A 19,601-nucleotide genomic window follows, 5' to 3' on the forward strand; every position below is an offset into this window, starting at 1 on the left:
CGCCAAATGTTTTGATTTTTCAGGGGGAGAACAAAAGCGGCTTGTTGCGCGGAATTTAACGCAACCAGGAGGGGCGTCGGCGCTCGCGCGCCAGTTTTTTCGTCGTATCGGAAGGGGCGGCGTTGGCCTGGCGCCACTGTCGTGGACTGACACCAAACCAGCGCTGAAAGGCTTTGGAAAAAGTGGCCAGGTCGGCGTAACCGAGCAGCCCCGCCAGCTGGGTCAGACTGATGTCGGATTCTTTCAGGTAGCGGGAGGCCACTGCCTGGCGGGTTTCATTCAGCAGTGCCTGAAAGCTGGTGCCCTCTTCCATCAACATGCGCTGCAGCGAGCGGGTACCGAGCATCATATAGTCCGCAACATAGTCGAGGGAAACCTTGCCACTGGGCAGCAGGTTGCGCAGCAACTGGCTGACGAATGCGGGTAATTCCTTGGGCGCGAGCGCATCCAGCTTGTCGATATGCGCCTGCATCAGTGCGTGGAGGGCTGGATCCGCATCGCTTAACGGCGCCTCCAGCAGCGCAGCATCAAAGACCCAGGCGTTTCTATCACTGTTGAACTGAGGCGTGGTACGCAACAGGCGTGTGTAACTGCGGGTGGAAGCTCCGGCAGCAGTCTGCAGATAAAGACCGCGAGGGTTCCAGTTATTGCCCAGCAACATTTTCAATAGCTGCCAACCGACGGCTACCCCGTGCTCGATTGCCTGTCGCGAGGGAATACCCTCGCGCAGCACCGGTGTGTATTCGAGAAATGCCAGCTTGTTGTGTATCTCCACCTTCACCGTGCCGCTGCTGGAATGCAGATGGTAATAGCGGGCGAGCTCCGCAAGGGACTCACCCACGGTGTGGGCGTTTTTCAACAGATACAGTAGCTGACCAAATACAGCCGTTCCCTGACGCAGCCCCAGTTCCAGCCCGAACAGCGGGTTGCCCGATACCTGTGCACAGTCATCCAAAAGCAACGCCATCCGCTGGTAGGAAATCATGCTTTCCGGCTGTGTGAGGATATCTACGGGCAGCCCCGCCTTTTCCAGCATCACCCGTACATCAAGTCCTGCCGCGCGACAGGCCTCGTCGAACAAGACCAGTGATGAGGCTCGAGAGAATTCTTCCATTATGAAATCTAATTGAATAAGGCTACTGACATTACACCAATTTCGTCAGTAGTGTTTTTGCTGTCGAGCAGAACGATCCAATCACCCGCCCAGAGTAGATCCGGTTCAACACTTCAAGAAAGCAACAGCGCGCCAAAGTTTCAGGTGAAAGCCAGCCTGTCGCCGTTTTTGCGCTATCCCCGCCTAGACACCGCACCTATGACGACTACGGTTTACTAGGAAAAATGAAAAAACAGCTGCTTCGGCAGGTTAAGAGGTAAGGCAGGCTTGATCGAACAACTAGACGCCGTATTGCTGGCCCGAGTGCAATTTGCTTTCACCGTGTCGTTCCATTTTATATTCCCGGCGTTTTCCATCGGCCTGGCGAGTTACCTGATGGTGCTCGAAGGGCTGTGGTTGAAAACCGGACGCGGGGTCTACGCGAATCTGTACCGCTATTGGCTGAAGATATTTGCCATAGGCTTCGGCATGGGTGTGGTCTCCGGCGTTGTATTGTCTTATCAGTTCGGCACCAACTGGTCGGTGTTTTCTACCAAGGCCGGACCGATTATCGGGCCACTCATGGGCTACGAAGTCATGACCGCGTTCTTTCTGGAAGCGGGTTTCCTTGGCGTCATGTTGTTTGGCATTAGCAAGGTGGGAAAAGGGCTGCACTTTTTTTCCACCTGCATGGTGGCATTCGGCACATTTATTTCCGCATTCTGGATTCTGTCGGTCAACTCCTGGATGCAGACGCCAGCAGGTTTCGAAATCAATGCCGACGGGCAGTTTGTGCCGGGCGGCTCCTGGTGGGACATCGTCTTCAACCCGAGCTTCCCCTACCGGCTGGTGCATACGGTAACCGCGGCGTACCTGACCACCGCTTTTGCCGTTGGTGGTGTTGGCGCCTGGCACCTGCTGAAAGACAGCACCAATGTGGGTGCGCGCAAAATGTTTTCCATGGCGATGTGGATGGCGGTGATTGTTACCCCCTTCCAGATCGTCGCCGGTGATATGCACGGTTTGAATACTCTGGAGCATCAGCCGATCAAGGTGCTTGCAATGGAAGGGGATTACGATCCCAGCCCAGAGGGCGCACCGCTGATTCTTTTCGGCCTGCCGGATGACGAGGCAGCGGAGGTGCGCTACAAGGTGGCGATCCCGAAACTGGGTTCACTCATCCTCAAGCATGACCCCAACGCGCCCCTGCCGGGCCTGACCGATTTCCCCCGCGATGAATGGCCGCCGGTAGCCATTGTTTTCTGGTCTTTCCGAATCATGGTTGCGATTGGCTTTGCCATGCTGGCGCTCGGCGTGTGGAGTCTTATCGCGCGACGCCGGAAAAAACTCTATACATCGAAAAAACTGCATCGCGCCGCCGTAATCATGGGGCCTGCGGGGTTTGTCGCCGTGATTGCCGGCTGGATAACCACCGAGGTCGGTCGACAGCCATTTACCGTATACGGGTTACTGAGAACTGCGGAATCCAGCTCTCCCCTGGACGCGCCTGCAGTGGCAGCATCGCTGCTGGCATTTATCGTGGTTTACACCGCCGTGTTCGGCGCGGGTATTTACTATCTGCTGCGCCTGATGGCCCAGCCGCCACACCGCGGAGAAACAGAGCCGCCCAATGTGCCCTTCCACGCAGCGGGTATTACCCCGGCATCGAGTATCGAGGCCGCTTCTTTAAGCAAGGGGGATTCCCATGGCAAGCTTTGATCTGCCAACCATATGGGCCGCCATCCTGTGCTTTGCGGTGTTCGCCTATGTGGTAATGGATGGCTTTGATCTGGGTGTCGGTATCCTGTTTCCGGCCCTGAGTCCGGGCGAGGAAAAGGATCAGGCAATCAATTCCATCGCTCCGGTATGGGACGGCAATGAAACCTGGCTGGTGATGGGCGGTGGCGGTCTGCTGGCGGTCTTCCCCCTCGCCTATGCCATCATATTGCCTGCCACTTACCCGCTGATGATTGCCATGCTGCTCGGCCTGGTGTTTCGCGGCGCCGCGTTCGAATTTCGCTGGCGGGACCCGCGGCATCGGCCGCTGTGGGATCTGGTAATTACCGTGGGCTCAACCGTGGCCGCCGTCGCCCAGGGGATCACCATCGGTGCGCTGCTGCAGGGTATCCGTGTTGAAAACAATGCCTATGCCGGTGGTTGGCTCGACTGGTTAAGCCCGTTCAGCTGCCTCACCGGAATCGCGGTAGCTGTAGGCTATAGCCTGCTGGGTGCTACCTGGCTCATCATCAAAACCGAAGGCAGCTGTCAGCGACATGCGCGTCGTCTGGCATTCAGGCTCGGTATCCTCACCGTGCTCGCGCTAGCTGCGGTCAGTGCCGCAACCCCCTTCCTGGATTACGAATACTGGCGACGTTGGTTCGAGATGCCGCAGGTGATGCTCACCGCCCAAATCCCGTTACTCGTCGCCATCTGTACCGGAATCTTTTTCTGGAGTTTACGCAAGGGACGCGAAATACTTCCCTTTCTGATGGCGCTGGCACTGTTCCTGCTCGGCTTTATCGGCCTCTGTATCAGTATTTTTCCGTATATGGTGCCGCGCTCGATTACGATCTGGGATGCCGCAGCCCCCCACAGCAGCCAGCTGTTTATGCTGGTTGGGGCCGTATTTATTATTCCACTCATTCTGGCCTACACCGGCTGGGCCTACTGGGTGTTCCGCGGCAAGGTCGGCACCGAGGGGTATCACTAGTGGAGGCGCGGTCCACCCTGTGGAAGCGCCTGGCCTGGATGGCCGCGATCTGGCTGATGAGTGTCGCGGCCCTGGGTGCTATTTCACTGCTGTTGCGCTGGTGGCTAGTGGGTTAACTGGCCAGATCAAACCGATCCGCATCCATGACTTTGGCCCAGGCAGCCACAAAATCCCGCACAAATTTTTCCTTGCTGTCGTCCTGTGCGTAAAGCTCCGCGTAGGCGCGCAGGATCGAATTGGAACCGAATACCAGATCAACTCGGGTTGCAGTCCATTTCAACTGATCGGTTTTACGATCGCGGATTTCATACAGGTTTTTACCCGCGGGCTGCCAGGTATTGCCCATGTCCGTCAGGTTCACGAAAAAGTCGTTGCTCAACTCGCCTTCGCGATCGGTAAACACCCCATGCTTGGTACCGCCGTGGTTGGTACCGAGAACCCGCATGCCACCGATTAACACCGTCATTTCCGGCGCGGTCAGTCCCATCAACTGGGTGCGGTCGAGCAGCATCTCTTCCGGGTTCACCACATAGTCTTTCTTCAACCAGTTGCGATAACCATCGTGGATGGGTTCCAGTACATCGAAGGCTTCCACATCCGTCATTTCGTCCGTAGCGTCTCCGCGGCCCGGCGAGAAAGGCACGGCGATTTCAAAACCCGCAGCCTTGGCTGCCTGTTCGACACCGATATTGCCCGCCAGCACGATGACATCCGCAACGCTAGCTCCGCTCTCCGTCGCAATGGGTTCCAGCACCGACACAACTTTGGCTAACCGCTCGGGCTCGTTGCCCACCCAGTCTTTCTGGGGCGCCAGGCGGATACGCGCACCGTTGGCACCACCGCGCATATCTGAACCGCGGAAGGTTCGCGCGCTGTCCCACGCGGTAGCGACCATCTCGCCAGTACTCAGTCCGCTGGCGGCTATCTTGGCCTTTAACCCGTCGACGTCATAACTGGTGCTGCCTGCCGGCACCGGGTCCTGCCAGATCAAATCTTCCTGCGGTACATCCGGACCGATATAGCGCGCCCTCGGTCCCATATCGCGATGGGTCAGCTTGAACCAGGCCCGCGCGAATGCATCGGCGAGCGCGGCGGGATCTTTATGGAACCGCTCGGAAATCTTGCGGTATTCCGGATCCATTTTCATCGCCATATCGGCGTCGGTCATGATCGGGGTCGTGCGGATGGAAGGGTCCTCGACATCGACCGGTTTATCCTCTTCCTTGATATCCACCGGCTCCCACTGCCAGGCACCGGCGGGGCTTTTGCGCGGCTCCCACTCGTGGTTCAGCAGCATTTCAAAGTAGCCGTTATCCCACTGGGTCGGATGGGTGGTCCAGGCACCTTCGAGTCCGCTGGTGACCGCATCGCGGCCAATGCCGCGCTTGGTTTTGTTCAGCCAGCCGAAGCCCTGGTCTTCGATGGGGCCGGCTTCCGGCTCCGGACCAAGTAACTCGGCGTCACCATTGCCGTGGGTTTTACCCACGGTATGGCCGCCGGCGGTCAGCGCCACGGTTTCTTCATCGTCCATGGCCATGCGGGAAAAAGTAACGCGCACATCGTGTGCGGTTTTGAGCGGGTCCGGATTGCCGTCCACCCCTTCGGGGTTTACATAGATCAGGCCCATCATGACTGCGGCCAGCGGATTTTCCAGATCCCGCTCACCGGAGTAACGGCTGCCCTCACTGCCAGTGGGCGCCAGCCATTCTTTTTCCGAGCCCCAGTAGGTATCGATTTCCGGATGCCAGATGTCTTCGCGGCCAAAGCCAAAGCCGAAGGTTTTCAAGCCCATGGATTCGTAGGCAATGGTGCCGGCATAGGCGATCAGATCCGCCCAGCTCAATTTATTGCCGTATTTTTTCTTGATCGGCCAGAGCAGGCGACGCGCCTTATCGAGGTTGCCGTTATCGGGCCAGGAGTTCAGCGGTGCGAAACGCAGATTACCGGTTGCCGCGCCGCCGCGGCCGTCGGCAACGCGATAAGAACCGGCCGCGTGCCAGGTCATGCGGATCATCAGGCCACCGTAATGGCCCCAGTCCGCCGGCCACCATTCCTGGCTATCGGTCATCAATGCGTGCAGATCTTTTTTGAGCGCGTCGAAGTCGAGTTTCTTCACTTCCTCCCGGTAGTTGAAATCCGCCCCCATCGGGTCCGTCTTGCGATCGTGCTGGTGCAATATGTCGAGGTTCAGGGCCTTGGGCCACCACGCCATCACTGATTCGCCGCACTCCGTCATACCGCCGTGTATCACCGGACACTGGCCGGAAGTACTGGTCTTGCTATCAGTCATGGTCTAAATCCTTTTTTTGGTAGAAAAGCGCGAAAATATGTCGTGTAGTAGAACATCGGCCGCGAGTTTTTTCGAAATCCTGCCCTTCTATAACACGTCACATCCGGCTCTGCGCTTCCTGCTCAACACACGGGTATGACCTCGCGCCAGAAATTCTGCGTTTTGCAAACCCAAGATTGGTAGAGCGCCAAAGAACGTGTGCAGTGATTTGGCCATCTGTATCCCGGCATGCGGAAACTGTCGACCTCTCGGTCAGCGAATAATGGCGAAAAAGTTGAACCGGTCGCGAGACGGCAAAACATTCGGAATTTAATATTCGCCATCTAAGTGGTCGGCGGTAGCGGTCAACACGATTCAACCCCAGACTTCAATTCGCAGCCGGACCGCACCGGTGAATTGGAGGACAACCGCTTCGGCAAACTTCCCAGCCAGTGATGTCAGCGATCAACCCATGAGCAGCTCCAAGACCCGTTACCTGAAGCGAACCGCTAAAGCCGTACTCCTTTTCGGTACTGCGTTTGTAGTGGTTACCGCGTTGCTGGTATTTTCCCTGCGCTGGATCAATCCGCCCTCCTCCATGGTCATCCAAAACTGGGAGCGGCACAGCGGCCGCACAGCCAAGCACAGCTGGCGCCCATTGGAAAAGATTTCACCCAACCTGCAAATCGCCGTCATCGCCTCGGAAGACCAGAAATTCGCGGATCATTTCGGCTTCGATTTAGATGCGCTGCGCAAAGCGCTCACGGAAAAGCGCAAACGCACGCGCGGTGCCAGTACCATCACCCAGCAGACCGCGAAGAACCTGTTTTTGTGGAATGGCCGTAGCTACATTCGCAAGGGACTGGAAGCCTGGTTTGCCCTTCTGATGGAAATTCTCTGGCCGAAGGAGCGGATTCTCGAGGTGTACCTGAATATCGCTGAGTTCGGTGAGGGGGTTTACGGAGCAGAAGCTGCGGCGCGTCACCATTTTGGCAATTCGGCGCAACGCCTCAGCCGCTGGCAGGCAGGTCTGCTGGCGGCAGTATTGCCCAGCCCAAAACGCATGTCGGCCGGGCGACCTTCGGAGTATGTACAGGGCCGCGCGTACACAATCAATCGCCAGGCCCGACAGCTGGGCGGCGCCCGCTATCTGCAGTCACTGCAATAATCCGGCTGGCCGATTCGCGCCGGCAAATTAAAGTCCCACCGTATTTCTGTCACCAACCAGTAACAGCAACGTATTAATTCATCACTAGTATCCAGCGGGTAAATCTTCTGAGATTAAATGCTGGAGCTATCATGAACCGTATTGTGAAACGGAATTTCCCCCTCGCCACCCTGGCCTGTGTGATTTCGACGCTTGCCGCGCAGACGCAGGCGCAATCGCAAATGGAAGAAGTCATCGTTACCGCACAGAAGCGCGCCCAGGCAATTCAGGATGTACCGCTGACCGTCAGCAGCCTGGATGGCGATACCCTGAATGAACTGGGCATCGACCGCTTCGACACTCTGTCTGACCTGATACCGGGTCTTGTGGTGCAGCAACAGAGTGTGAACAACAACGGCTATGTGATCCGTGGCATTACCTCCGATGACGGCAGTGCGCCCGGTGCCGCGCGGGTATCCGTATACCTGAACGGTACCGACGTTTCCCGCTCGCGTACCTCCTATTTCGAGGTGTACGACATGGAGCGCATCGAGGTGGTGAAGGGGCCGCAGGCTACCCTGTTTGGCACCGCCGCCTCCATCGGTGCCATGAGTTTTATTACCGCCAAGCCGCAGCAGGATTTTGCCGCATCCATCAGCGCCGGTGCCGGTGATTACGAACTGCGCAAGCTCGAGGGTATGGTGACCGGCGGTAGTGAAACCGTGCAGGGTCGACTGGCATTCGTCACCCGCGAGCGCGGGGGTTATGTGGAAAACACCAGCGGCGAGGCGGACCTGAACGGCTACCAGCGCGAGGCCATCCGCCCCAGCCTGCGGTTCACCCCCAGTGAGGATCTCACTATTGATCTCGTATACAACTACGACAAGGCCACCGACCCGGGGACTGCCTTCGTCAACCAGTCCGTGTTGTTTACCGATAACGCAGCGCTGAGCGTGCCGGATAACAATATTCTGGGTATGGACGATATCGGTGTGGATCGCACGGTAAAGGATTTCAACGCAACCATTGACTGGACGCTGGGCGACGCCGTGTCCCTCACCTATATCGGTGCCCAGCGGGAGCACGATTCCCTCGAGGCCTTCGATGCCGACGGCACCGGCTTCGAGATGCTGAACTTTTCTGAATGGGCCACCGGCGACCAGTCCAGCCACGAACTGCGCCTGAACTTTAGCGGCGAGCGTATCAACGGCTTTGTGGGTGCCAGCTACTTCGAGGAAGACGCCGAGCAGTTTGTCGGCTTTGCCACCGAGGAAGGCACCTTTCTCAGCTGCGCCGGCGCGCTCGCCGCAGTCAATATTCCCAGCTGTAATACAGACAGCACCGCGCTGCTCACCGGCGGCATGGTCGCGGCACTGCCCTATGAAAGCTATTACGCTAACGGCGCCGACAACAGCAGCCTGAATCTTTTCGCGGATGTTTCCTACCAGGTGACCGCGCAACTGGAAGCCACCGTCGGCGCCCGCCTGATACGCGAGGAGCGCGAATCCAGCTACAACAGCAACCTGCCCTTTTCCCAGACACTGGCGTCACAGGGCATGATGACTGATTTGTTCTTTGGCCTGGCGCTGAATACCGATGGCGATGTGATCCGCGGGGATTCCGACAATTCCGCAGTGCTGCCGCGCTTCAATCTGCTGTATGCCCTGAACGACGACACAAACCTGTACGGCACCATCTCCCGGGGCGAGCGCTCGGAGGTGATCGAACTGTCCTCCGGCATCGGGAACCTGATCCCGGCAGAAGAGATCGATAACTACGAGCTGGGCATCAAGGGTCGTCTTGCAGGCACGCCGCTGGATTACGCCGTGGCCGCTTTTTATCAGAACTACGACAATTTCCAGGTGAATGTGGTCGATCAGGACAGCGGCCAGACCCGCACGGAAAATGCCGGCTCTGCTACCAATACCGGTCTGGAAGCTGAACTGCGCTGGAGCGCGACGGACAGCCTGCAATTGCTGGCGAACATGGCGTACATCGATGCGGGTATCGACGAAGAGTCCGGCAACGGCAGCTACGCCGGCAACCAGTTCCGCCTGCAACCGGAGCTGACCGGTGCCATCAGCTATATCTATGAAACGCCGATCACCAGCGGGCTGCTGTTCACCAGCAGTGGCAGCTGGAGTTACCGCTCTTCGGTGTACTTCGATATCGCCAACCAGTTTGAGGAAGACGCGGTAGACCTGCTCAACCTGCGCGCCGGCATTGCCGCGGGCGACCGCAACTGGGCACTGACCATGGCAGCCAGCAATCTGCTGGACGAGGAGTATATTATGGACGCGGGCAATACCGGCTCCTCCTTCGGTTTCCCCACCTATATCCAGGGCGCGCCGCGCACCCTGAGCCTGGAGTTCAGCAAGCAGTTCGGCGCTTTCTGAGCACAGAAGAAACACAACCCCCAAAAAAAGCCGGTGCTTCTCAGCACCGGCTTTTTTATTGGTATCGCTCAGCAGACATCAGGCGAGCTGGTGGGTAACGCTGTGCCGCGCCACTTCAACAAACTCCGGACTGTCGATGTTATCCACATATTTCCATTCCGCCTGCACCGCATCGCGGCGGAAGGTCAGCGCCATATAGCCGCGCTGGTGGAGGTTGCAGTACTGCAGCTCGTCGATCAGTAGCGACATGCCTGCGGCCATGTCGGCCGCGGCTTTGCGGTCCATCTTCAGGTAGGTTTCCATGCCCGGCGAGGTCACACTCGGCGTTGCGAATTCCACCCCCACCATTTGCCCTTTGGCATCTTTCAGGTGGTTGTACCAGGCATTGTGGGTATCCCCGGCCACCACCACCAGGTTTTTCCCCGATGCCTTTACCTGCGCGTACAGCGCTTCGCGCTCCACGGCGTAACCATCCCACGCATCCAGGTTGTATGGAACCACCTGCTGCAAACGTGCGCGCTGGCTGTCACTGAGCGGCTTGCCCTGTAGGCTAGCGGCCTTGAGGCCAATCAGCTCGGCACTGGTATCCCGGCTCCCGCCCCGGTAGAAACTGGTCATCATCTCCACCGGCAGGTGCATTTTGCCCATCAGCACCTGTTGCCCCAGCAGCTGCCAGTGGCCGTTAGACGCGGTGAGGGTTTCCTGTAGCCATTGCCGCTGCGCCTCGCCCAGCAGGGTCCGCGCCGGGTCTGTCAGGTCGGCGCCGAATGTACGGTTGTCAAAACCGCCTTCGCTGTCCAGGTAGCGCTTGAAATCCAGCTGCTGGTCGCGACCGATCACGCGGGTATCCAGCATATGCAGGTCCAGCAGATCGCCAAAACGGAAGCTGCGGTAAATCTGTGGATTGCGCTCGCCCCGGGGTGGGCGGATCGGCAGCCATTCGTAGTAGGCCTGTACCGCGGCAGCGCGGCGGGCAAAGAAGTCACCCTCGTCTTCGCCGTGGTTCTCCGCCCCGGCTTTCCAGGTGTCGTTGCTGATCTCGTGGTCATCCCACACCGCGATAAAGGGCGCGGCCGCATGCAGCGCCTGCAGGCCCGCATCGGTGCGATACAGCGCGTAGCGCTTGCGGTAATCCGCGAGGGTATAGAGCTCGCCGTTGCTGTCCTCCGGCAATGCGCGGCCAATCTCCGCGGCGCGCTCGGTGGCGTAACCACCGCTACCGTACTCGTAGATGTAATCACCCAGGTGCAGCACCGCATCCCAGTCGTCACTGGCAGCCGCCAGCTGATAGGCATTGAAGTAGCCCGCCGGGTAGTTGGAACAGGAAAATACCGCCAGCTTCACCTGTTCAACACCTGCCTGCGGCAACGTCTTGGCGCGCCCCACGGGGCTCTGTTCACTGGCCCCCACAAAGCGGTAGTAGTACTCGGTGTTCGGCCGCAGGCCCTGTACGTCGATCTTTACCGTGTAATCCCGTGCGAGATCGGTTTCCGCTTCACCGCGGCGCAATACGTTGCTGAACTGGTTATCCGCGGCCAGCTCCCAGGTCACCCGGGTCGGTCCACTGGGTGCTGTTGCCGGCGCGGGTGTTGCGCGGGTCCACAGGATCACCGCGTCCTGCAGCGGGTCGCCACTGGCCACGCCGTGCTTGAATGTTACCTCCGACGGCAGTTGCGGCCGGGTCATGGCCTGTAGCGGGGTGGAGACCGCTACGCTGCCGGTAGCAGCGAGCGCGGCCCTGAGGAAATTGCGTCGTGTAATTCGGTTCACATCAAAGTCCCAGCTGTTGAATTCAATCAACCAGCGTAAAGGCAGGATGTGACAGAGCTGAGAACTTCGGCACTCGGGCGCGCAGATTGTCTGGCAAAAAGTTATCCACATTGCTTTGCCCACAGTTTCTCGGGACAGACCTGTGAATATCTACTGGATATCTTGGCGCAGCCAAGTAACCCCGCCCGGCGTTTCATAGCGGACGAAATTGCACCATAGTGCGGACGACCGGCCGCACAGCAAATTCTGCAAGGTTTCTGTTTAGGTCACATTGAGGACGACTTTGCCTACCGATGTGCCACTGCGCAGCAGCGCCAGCGCCTCATGTGCCTGCGCGAACGGAAATTCGCGACCAACAAACGGGGCCGGCAGGTCAAGCGCCGCACACCCGTCCAGCAGCTCTTCAAACAACGCCTGTTCTTGCCACAGCCAGATCAGGTTGAATGCCAGTACGGATTTGTTGCTGCTGATCATATCCATCACGTCGTAGCGCGGACGCTGCAGGTATAACCAGGCCGCTTTCAGCCAGTTGGGTTTGTTACCGGGGGTAAATTCGGCAGCGCCGAATACAATCAGGCGACCGGTAGGCGCAAGTGCGGCGAAAGACTGTTTCTGGATTTTCCCACCGATGCCGTCGAGCACGGCCTGTAACGGCCGCCCATTTAGTTGGGTGTGTAATTGTTCGGCAAAGTCATCACCGCGTACGATGACCTCGGCAAATCCTTGCTCGGCGAGAAACGCGCGCTTGCTTTCCGAGCTCACGGTGCCGATAGGGATTGCGCCCATCTGCGCGGCCATACGCATGGCCTGCAACCCGACGCCGCCGGCGGCACTCTGAATCAGCACCACCTGCCCGGGCTTTATCGCGGCGAGGGTGGCGAGGGCGTAGTAAGCCGTCAGGCTCTGCGCGGGAAAGGAAGCCCCCTCGGCGAAACTCCAGTGTTCGGGGATTTTTCGACAGTGTTGCGGCGGTACATCCACCACCGTGGCGTAGCCGCCGAAGCGGGTACAGCCGTAGACCCGATCACCCACCTGCAAATCCGTTTGTGTACTGTCACCCAGGGCGGTGACCACCCCGGCAAATTCCAGCCCGGGGATGAAGCTGCCCTGCGGGGTCGCGGAGTAGAGTCCGGTGAGCGCGAAGATATCGGCAAAGTTCAAACCCACGGATTTTACCGCGATACGGATGTGCTCGCCGGACAGCGGCCCGACCGATTCGTCGACCAGCTTCAGGTTACTGATGGCGCCCGCCTTTTGCGTGCGCCAGACTTTTCGGGCTTCGGACATCGACTGCATCCCTTATTTCGGCAATAGAGAGACGCAGCCTACCGGTAGCCCATCGGCAGAGCCAGCCTGTATTACTCCGGCTGATTGGTTACCGGCATGGCCTGGGCACTGGCCAGGGCGCCGGCGGTTTTCACCAGGCGTACGAACTCGGCGCGATCGCCACTGGTGTCTTTACCGCGGGCAAGCTGCGCCAGCGCCGCCACATCCTCGTAGTCGAACTCGCGCAGCGGTTCACTGCGCAGCAGCAGACCGAAACCGGCAACGGCGGTGGCAAACTGCAGGTCCTGCTGGGCTTCCTGAATCGGCTTTATCTGCGGTGCCAGGTGCCACTGTTTGAGGGTGCTGTCTTCTTCACCCGGTTTCTTGTAGCGCACTTTTACCGTCGCCAGTTCGTCACGCTTGGCCTCGGCCGCATTGGATTCGCTGTCGTTTGCGTAGCGCAGTGGATCCACCCGCGGGGTATCGCCCACCAGCGTCAGTTCATACAGCGCCACTACCGAGTGGCCAGCGCCGATATCGCCCGAATCCTTTGCATCATTGTTGAAGTCCTCGCGATTGAGACGACGGTTTTCATAACCGAGCAGACGATATTCCGAAACCCGCGCGGGATTGAACTCCACCTGTACCTTGGCATCTTTGGCGACGGTGAACAGGGTGCCCGCGAGCTGCTCCACCAGCACACGGTTGGCTTCGAAAATGGTATCGATATACGCGTAGCTGCCGTCACCCACATTGGTCAGCTGCTCGACCATTTCCTCGCGGTAATTGCCCATGCCGAAACCCAGTGCGCTGAACTGCACACCGCTTTTACGCCCGCGCTCGATACGCTGTTTGAGGGTTTCCACATCGCTGATGCCCACATTGAAGTCGCCATCGGTGGCCAGCAGGATGCGGTTGACCCCGCCTTTCTTGAACGCCTGTTGGGCAACCGCATAGGCCAGCTCTATACCGCCGGCACCATTGGTGGAGCCACCGGCCTGGAGCCGGTCGATGGCCTGCAGGATTTTGGTTTTCTGATCGCCGGAGGTCGGCTCCAGCACCAGCCCGGCGCTACCGGCATAGGTGACGATACTCACCGAGTCCTCGGCGCGCAGCTGCTTGGCCAGCAGACGGTAGGCCTGTTGCAGTAGCGGCAGCTTGTTCGCCTGGGACATGGAACCGGAAGTGTCGATCAGGAAGACCAGATTGACCGGCGGCACCTCGTCCATCGGTAACTCGCGCGCCTTCACGCCGATGGAAAACAGCGTGCGCTCTGCGTCCCAGGGCGCACGGGAGAGATCGAAGTGCACGGCGAAGTCATCATCGCTGGCGAGTGTCGGTTTACTATCCGCGCCCGCGAAGTCGTAGTTGAAGTAATTGACCAGCTCCTCGAGACGCACCGCATCCTTGGGTGGCAACTGTCCGTTGTTGAGGAAGCGGCGCACATTGCTATAACCGCCGGTGTCCACATCCAGGGCAAAGGTGGAGACCGGCTCCTCGCGCACCAGTTTTACCTGGCGGGGTTCCAGATCCTGATATTTTTCCTGTTGTGACTCCGGGAGTATGACAGGCGGGGGACTCTGAGGGACAACGTAGGCTGCTTGCTCCGCATGCTTTCTACGAGCACTGGTAACCACAACCTCCTCAACTGAAGCGCGGTCCATCAGTACCTGCTGATTTGCTGAGTCCTCACTGTCTGTGGAAGAGCAAGCGGCAATCGCCAGAACCAACGCACTGGCAGTGAGTTGTGACAATCCCAAACGAAAATTCATAAAGATCCCTCTCAGCTGTTCATTATTAGTGTGCTTGGCAAGGAAATAGAGTTTCGCAGCACCAATCCGCGTTTGCCAGTTTCGGTGGCCCGCCAGTCGCACATCTGTTTGTTTTACCCCCTACCCTTCCTGTATAACCATACAGCATTGGGCAGCGACGCTGCCCACCGCATGAGCTCACCCCCAGATACTTGAATTCCCCATGGCCGATCCCGTCGAACTGGCTCCGGATTACTACCTCAGCAACTTCCGCGCACTGGTGGACTTTGTGGTGGCGCGCTATGAAAACCTGTTGTCGGCCAGCGAAAGGCGCTTCTTCGGTCAGTTTCGTTCCCTGGCGACCGACAGCCAGCGCCTGTATGTGCGACTGCTGTCGCGCAAGGGGGTGCCCTCCACTGCCGGCGCGCTGTTCCGGCAATACAAACTGAACTACGCAGAAATCAGCGATCTGAGCGCCGCGGTGGAACAACTGGTGGCGAGCGGCCTGCTGCAGCACAACCCGTCTCTGGCACTGGAAGAAATCCTGCCACTGTTCACCAAGAACGAACTGCTGGCCAGTAGTCCAGAACCCCTGTCCAAATCCCTGAAACGCCCGGCCGTGGAACAGGCGCTGCTCGCGCAGGAGGCTTCGCCCATACAGCATGCCCTGATGGAAAACGAACCACTGCTGGCAGTACAGGCGGCAGAGCACTTCGAGACCTTCAAGCTGCTGTTTTTCGGCAACCTGAACCAGGATCTGACCGACTATGTGCTGCGGGACCTGGGACTGTACCGCTATGAAAGTTACCCGCTGGAACGGGAACAACTGCCGTTCCGGAATCGCGAGCAGATCGAACAGCACCTGCGTTATTACGACTGTGTGGCCGAGGCCGAGTTCGCGCTGGCCGCGGATGCTGACGCCATTAATGCGCTGGCGGCGCGACTCCCCGCCGGTATCGACGGCGACAATACCCTGCATCGGCGCCTCGACCGGTTGCGCCTGACCCTGGCGCGGCAGCTGGAGCGACTCGATGCGTTAAGCGAGGCCGACGCGCTGTACCGTCAGTGCAGCCGTCCACCGGCGCGGGAACGCAGGGCGCGGATCGCGGTGAGCCGCGGTGACACCGAGCTGGGCCTGGCGCTGTGCGCGGAGATTCTCGCCAGCCCGCACAATGAAGCGGAGAGCGAGTTCGCGCAGAGTTTCGGATACCGCACGGCAAAGAAAGCCGGTTGTAGTGCGGACTGGCCGGCGCCCCCCCGACACAAACCGCCTGTGGAAACCGTTGCCCTGAACCCCACCGGGGAGCGGGTCGAAATGCTGGCTGCGGATTTCCTCGCGCCGGGCGCCTCGAACGATCATTGCTTCTACGTGGAAAACACCCTGTTTAACGGTGTGCTCGGCCTCGCCACCTGGGACATCCTGTTTGCGCCGATACCCGGCGCTTTCTTCAATCCTTTTCAGGTGGCGCCAAGCGATTTCCGCACCGCCGATTTTTATTCCCAGCGCCGCGCTGCGTTCGAACGGCGACTGGCAGAACTGGAGACGGGAAACCTGAGCACATGGGTGTGGCGACACTTTGACGAGAAACAGGGTATCGCCAACCCCCTGGTCGCCTGGGAGGCCTTACCGGAACCGCTGCTGACACTGGCCCTGGAACGTATTCCCGCACAGCACTGGCTGGCCCTGTTCCGCCGTCTGCTGGGTGATATCGCCCACCATCGCAACGGGCTGCCCGACCTGATCCGGTTCCCGGCGGAGGGCAACTATGAACTGGTGGAAGTGAAAGGCCCCGGCGATCGCCTTCAGCAAAACCAGCAGCGCTGGCTGGCCTATTTCGCCAGACACCAGATCCCCCACCGGGTACTGCACGTGGAGTGGACAGCCATGAGCGGGATAGAACAGCCATGAGCGAGATAACGCAGCCATGAGCGTGGAAACAGCCATGAGCGCGGAAACAGCCGTGAGCAATCCCACGCTGCAACTGTCCGTGGGAGAGCTGGTGGCCTTTGCCTGTCGCAGCGGCGATCTGGTTGGAGAAAGCGCTGCCGGCCCCACCGCCCTGGAGGGGATCCGTGCCCATCAACGACTACAGAAAAAACGCCCCAAAGGCAGCGAAGCGGAATACCGTCTGCAGGAGACGCTGGAACAGGATGGCTGCACCGTCGTGCTCAGCGGTCGCGTGGATATCCTGCACCCCCAGCCGGATCTGCACCGCGCGGTACAGCTGGACGAGATAAAGACGACGTACGTACCGCCACAAAAACTGGCGGAGTCCGTCCGCGAGCTGCACTGGGCACAGCTGAAGGTCTACGGCTTCTGTTACGGACTGCAGCAACAGTTTTCCGCGGACACCCCGGTGGCGCTGCAGATGCTGTGGCACAACCTGAAGGAAAAAAAGACCTACCCCGAATCCAGGGAATTCCGCTGGTGCGAGCTGGAAAGCTTTGCCAGAACCGCGCTCACCGAGTATCTGCAATGGCAGCGGCGCTGGCAGGCCCATCGCCAGGCGGTGCGCGCCTCCGCCCGCGCGCTGGAGTTTCCGTTTGCCGCGTACCGGGCAGGCCAGCGTTCCCTGGCGGTGGCGGCCTACCGCTGTCTGCGCGATGGCGGCGAACTGGTGGTGGAGGCGCCCACCGGTATCGGCAAAACCGTCAGCACCCTGTTCCCGGCGATAAAGGCCGTGGGGGAAACGACCCTCGACCAGCTGGTATATCTCACCGCAAAGAATTCCGGCCGACAGGTGGTGCGGGAAACCGCCGCACGGCTACAAGCCGACGGACTGACACTGTCGGTACTGGAACTGCAGGCACGGGACAAAAGCTGTGCCTGTAGCCTGGGCCTGTGCAGCCGCGACGAGGCGGGTATCTGCCCGCGCACCCGCGGCTTCTTTGACCGGTTGCCGGAAGCGCGTCGCGCCCTGCTCGGGCGCCCGTTGCTGACACCGGAGGTCATTGCCAAAGAGGCGGACTGCCTGCAGCTTTGTCCGTTCGAGCTGTCACTGCAGATGCTCCCATGGGCAGATCTGGTGGTCTGCGACTTCAACTATGTATTTGATCCACTGGTGCAGATGCAAAACCTGCGGGACACACGCCTGCAGCGCGCGCTGCTGATCGACGAGGCGCACAATCTCAGCGACCGGGCGCGCGCCATGTTCAGCGCGAAGCTCACCCACGGTGATAGCCGTCGTGCAGCAGCTGCCTGTAAGGGTTCGCATCCCGGTCTGCGGCGCGCCATCCAGTCACTGGTGCGCGCACTGGACCAGTGGGTGGAGCAGCTGCGGGAATCGGAACAGAAGTCCGCGCATACGCGCAACGGAGAAAATACCGAGCTGTGGATCACCGCTCTCGCAGACGGCGCGCCCCCGGCGGTGAATACAGCGATCCACAAGGTAATGCTTGTGGCCAGCCAATTGTGGGAGCAGTCACAGTCACCACCGGAGGCGATTGCCGACTGGCTCAAAGCCCTGTTCCGGTACCAGACCGTGGAACAGCTGGCGGCGGCACAACACCGCTGTATAACCCGCACGCGAAACCCGGCGAACAGCGATAGCCGCTGGCGGGAACAGGAAGTCGAGCTGCTGTGCCTGAATGCCGCCGATTACGTGCGCCAGACTTATGCACAGTTCCACTGCGTCATTGCCTTCTCTGCCACCCTGCGTCCGCCGGGCTATGTTTATCGGCAACTGGGGCTGCAGGATGATTCCCCGTACCTTGCCCTGCCCTCTCCCTTTGCGGCAGAGCAACTGGGGCTGTTTCTGTGCCCGTTTGTGGACACCCGCTACCGCGCCCGCGATCAGGCCAGTGACGCGCTGGTGGATTTGATCGCGCGGACTTATCACAGCCGGCCGGGCAATTATCTGGTGTTCTTTCCCTCTTACCGCTTTTTACAGCAGGTGGCGCAGCGTTTTGCTGCGCAGTTCCCGGAAATCCCGCTAGTCCAGCAGACATCCGGCAGCTCCGATCAGCAGCGCCGCGCTTTTCTGGATCACTTCCAGGGTGGCCGGCGCAGCCTGGGATTTGCGATCATGGGCGGGATTTTTGGCGAGGGCGTGGATTACGTGGGCGAACAGCTGGTGGGTACCATCGTGGTGGGCGTGGGCCTACCGCAGGTAAACGAGGAACAGGAATTGCTGCGCGCTGCCAGCGAGCAGCGAGGCGAGAACGGTTTCGATATTGCCTACCGTTATCCGGGCCTGACCCGCGTGCTGCAAACTGCCGGACGGGTAATCCGTACCGAGACCGACCGGGGCGTGGTGATCCTGGCAGACGCTCGCTTTGCCGATCCGTTTTATCACGCGCTGTATCCACAGCACTGGCAACCACAGACCTGTGACAAGGGCGACACACTTTCCGCCGCCCTCGATCAGTTCTGGAATTCCTGAATCGCAAACGCCATGGTTTTAGATCGCAAATTCTACCGTCGCAGCCCGCAGCAACGGACCCAGGAACACGTCACCTTCAATGACGTGCGCAAGCGTTTCGATTTCCGTTCCATTGCCATCGGACGCTGGGTCACCGAGGCAGAAAAAGCGCGCGCGGCGGGCCTGTTTTACGATGCGCTGGTAGACCTGATGACGATACTGCAGGGGCCGGAGTTACTGGTCTCCCTGCGCGGCACCCTCGCCTTCCAGTACGGCACCGGCGGCCGCCCCGGGATCTCCGCCCATTACGAACCCGGGACACGCACCTTTGCCCTGGCCAAGAACGCCGGCCCCGGTGCCATTGCCCACGAGTGGTTTCACGCGCTGGACCACTACCTCGCCGACAAGGCCTTCAGCGATGTGTCGGGAAATCTGTTCGCCTCCGAGGCATGGTTGCGCGATGCCACCCCGGTGCCCCACCCCATCAACGATGGCTTGTTCGCCTGCTTTCGCGCAATCATGCTGGATGAAAGCGGGGAAAACCCCAGCGAAATGTTTCGTGTCGCGAAAGTCGCCGACAAGGCAAACGGCTGCGTGTATTACGCGGAGCCCGCAGAAATGTGTGCGCGTGCCTTCGAGGCGTTCATCCAGGATTCGGCGATCAGCAATAACTTTCTGGTGGCTGGCACCAAAGCGACAGAGGAAGCGCGCCTTGGGCTCTACCCGAGCGGAGCGCATCGCCAACGCATTAACGCCGCTTTTTCTGCGTATTTCCGCTTACTCGGCGGGGCGCTACAGCGCAACCTGAACAGCGAGTAACACAGTACCGAATACCATA

Annotated in this window: 13 protein-coding genes; 8 read left to right on the forward strand and 5 right to left on the reverse strand. The window is 59.5% G+C overall.

Translation table 11 applies throughout. The annotated features are described in order from the left end of the window. Positions 1 to 55 precede the first annotated feature (55 nt). Positions 56 to 1,114 carry an AraC family transcriptional regulator gene (locus HUW35_RS05830; protein WP_181254676.1) on the reverse strand — a complete coding sequence of 353 codons (1,059 nt, stop codon included), beginning with the start codon at positions 1,112 to 1,114 and terminating at the stop codon, positions 56 to 58. Positions 1,115 to 1,381: 267 nt separating this feature from the next. On the opposite strand from HUW35_RS05830, the gene HUW35_RS05835 reads away from it, so the two are divergent. Genes HUW35_RS05835 through HUW35_RS05845 form a run of 3 tightly spaced genes read left to right on the forward strand, consistent with a single transcriptional unit; the run spans position 1,382 to position 3,919 of the window. After that, positions 1,382 to 2,812, forward strand: coding sequence for a cytochrome ubiquinol oxidase subunit I (locus HUW35_RS05835; RefSeq protein ID WP_181254677.1), 1,431 nt, complete (start codon positions 1,382 to 1,384; stop codon positions 2,810 to 2,812). After that, positions 2,799 to 3,803, forward strand: coding sequence for a cytochrome d ubiquinol oxidase subunit II (gene cydB, locus HUW35_RS05840; RefSeq protein WP_181254678.1), 1,005 nt, complete (start codon positions 2,799 to 2,801; stop codon positions 3,801 to 3,803). Before HUW35_RS05835 ends, cydB begins: the two co-directional genes overlap by 14 nt. After that, positions 3,803 to 3,919 carry a DUF2474 family protein gene (locus tag HUW35_RS05845; protein ID WP_219932657.1) on the forward strand — a complete coding sequence of 39 codons (117 nt, stop codon included), beginning with the start codon at positions 3,803 to 3,805 and terminating at the stop codon, positions 3,917 to 3,919. Before cydB ends, HUW35_RS05845 begins: the two co-directional genes overlap by 1 nt. On the opposite strand, the gene katG is transcribed toward HUW35_RS05845, so the two are convergent. Continuing rightward, positions 3,916 to 6,093, reverse strand: coding sequence for a catalase/peroxidase HPI (gene katG / locus HUW35_RS05850; RefSeq protein WP_181254679.1), 2,178 nt, complete (start codon positions 6,091 to 6,093; stop codon positions 3,916 to 3,918). The two genes, HUW35_RS05845 and katG, sit on opposite strands and share 4 nt — an antisense overlap. 451 nt (positions 6,094 to 6,544) lie before the next feature. On the opposite strand from katG, the gene mtgA reads away from it, so the two are divergent. Next, entirely contained in the window at positions 6,545 to 7,240 is a 696-nt protein-coding gene (gene mtgA, locus HUW35_RS05855) for a monofunctional biosynthetic peptidoglycan transglycosylase (RefSeq protein WP_181254680.1), read from the forward strand. A gap of 131 nt (positions 7,241 to 7,371) precedes the next feature. Continuing rightward, the gene (locus HUW35_RS05860; protein ID WP_181254681.1) at positions 7,372 to 9,615 is read left to right on the forward strand and encodes a TonB-dependent receptor; all 2,244 of its coding nucleotides are present in this window, start codon (positions 7,372 to 7,374) and stop codon (positions 9,613 to 9,615) included. Positions 9,616 to 9,693: 78 nt separating this feature from the next. Here the strand turns inward: HUW35_RS05860 and HUW35_RS05865 are convergent, their stop codons facing one another. From HUW35_RS05865 to HUW35_RS05875, 3 genes are all read right to left on the reverse strand, one after another. After that, complete coding sequence (locus tag HUW35_RS05865; RefSeq protein ID WP_181254682.1) at positions 9,694 to 11,385, reverse strand: alkaline phosphatase; 1,692 nt, start codon at positions 11,383 to 11,385, stop codon at positions 9,694 to 9,696. A 261-nt stretch (positions 11,386 to 11,646) separates the two neighbouring features. Next, positions 11,647 to 12,672 carry a zinc-binding dehydrogenase gene (locus HUW35_RS05870; RefSeq protein ID WP_181254683.1) on the reverse strand — a complete coding sequence of 342 codons (1,026 nt, stop codon included), beginning with the start codon at positions 12,670 to 12,672 and terminating at the stop codon, positions 11,647 to 11,649. Between the two features lie 71 nt (positions 12,673 to 12,743). Continuing rightward, positions 12,744 to 14,423 (reverse strand): VWA domain-containing protein, encoded by a 1,680-nt coding sequence (locus HUW35_RS05875; RefSeq protein WP_181254684.1) that lies wholly within the window; start codon positions 14,421 to 14,423, stop codon positions 12,744 to 12,746. A 202-nt stretch (positions 14,424 to 14,625) separates the two neighbouring features. On the opposite strand from HUW35_RS05875, the gene HUW35_RS05880 reads away from it, so the two are divergent. From HUW35_RS05880 to HUW35_RS05890, 3 genes are read left to right on the forward strand one after another with little or no spacing between them, the layout of a single operon-like run. Then, the gene (locus HUW35_RS05880; protein WP_181254685.1) at positions 14,626 to 16,311 is read left to right on the forward strand and encodes a VRR-NUC domain-containing protein; all 1,686 of its coding nucleotides are present in this window, start codon (positions 14,626 to 14,628) and stop codon (positions 16,309 to 16,311) included. A 34-nt stretch (positions 16,312 to 16,345) separates the two neighbouring features. Next, the gene (locus tag HUW35_RS05885; RefSeq protein WP_255463510.1) at positions 16,346 to 18,784 is read left to right on the forward strand and encodes an ATP-dependent DNA helicase; all 2,439 of its coding nucleotides are present in this window, start codon (positions 16,346 to 16,348) and stop codon (positions 18,782 to 18,784) included. A 12-nt stretch (positions 18,785 to 18,796) separates the two neighbouring features. Continuing rightward, positions 18,797 to 19,582 (forward strand): CLCA_X family protein, encoded by a 786-nt coding sequence (locus tag HUW35_RS05890; protein WP_181254687.1) that lies wholly within the window; start codon positions 18,797 to 18,799, stop codon positions 19,580 to 19,582. The last annotated feature ends 19 nt before the right edge of the window (positions 19,583 to 19,601 follow it).

This window comes from Microbulbifer sp. YPW1 (assembly GCF_013367775.1).
Classification (GTDB): domain Bacteria; phylum Pseudomonadota; class Gammaproteobacteria; order Pseudomonadales; family Cellvibrionaceae; genus Microbulbifer.

Coding starts and splice junctions, on each gene's coding strand:
- katG (WP_181254679.1), bottom strand. CDS start 6,093: ATGACTGATAGCAAGACCAGTACTTCCGGCCAGTGTCCGGTGATACAC.
- HUW35_RS05860 (WP_181254681.1), top strand. CDS start 7,372: ATGAACCGTATTGTGAAACGGAATTTCCCCCTCGCCACCCTGGCCTGT.
- HUW35_RS05880 (WP_181254685.1), top strand. CDS start 14,626: ATGGCCGATCCCGTCGAACTGGCTCCGGATTACTACCTCAGCAACTTC.
- HUW35_RS05830 (WP_181254676.1), bottom strand. CDS start 1,114: ATGGAAGAATTCTCTCGAGCCTCATCACTGGTCTTGTTCGACGAGGCC.
- HUW35_RS05875 (WP_181254684.1), bottom strand. CDS start 14,423: ATGAATTTTCGTTTGGGATTGTCACAACTCACTGCCAGTGCGTTGGTT.
- HUW35_RS05890 (WP_181254687.1), top strand. CDS start 18,797: ATGGTTTTAGATCGCAAATTCTACCGTCGCAGCCCGCAGCAACGGACC.
- HUW35_RS05885 (WP_255463510.1), top strand. CDS start 16,346: ATGAGCGCGGAAACAGCCGTGAGCAATCCCACGCTGCAACTGTCCGTG.
- mtgA (WP_181254680.1), top strand. CDS start 6,545: ATGAGCAGCTCCAAGACCCGTTACCTGAAGCGAACCGCTAAAGCCGTA.
- cydB (WP_181254678.1), top strand. CDS start 2,799: ATGGCAAGCTTTGATCTGCCAACCATATGGGCCGCCATCCTGTGCTTT.
- HUW35_RS05870 (WP_181254683.1), bottom strand. CDS start 12,672: ATGTCCGAAGCCCGAAAAGTCTGGCGCACGCAAAAGGCGGGCGCCATC.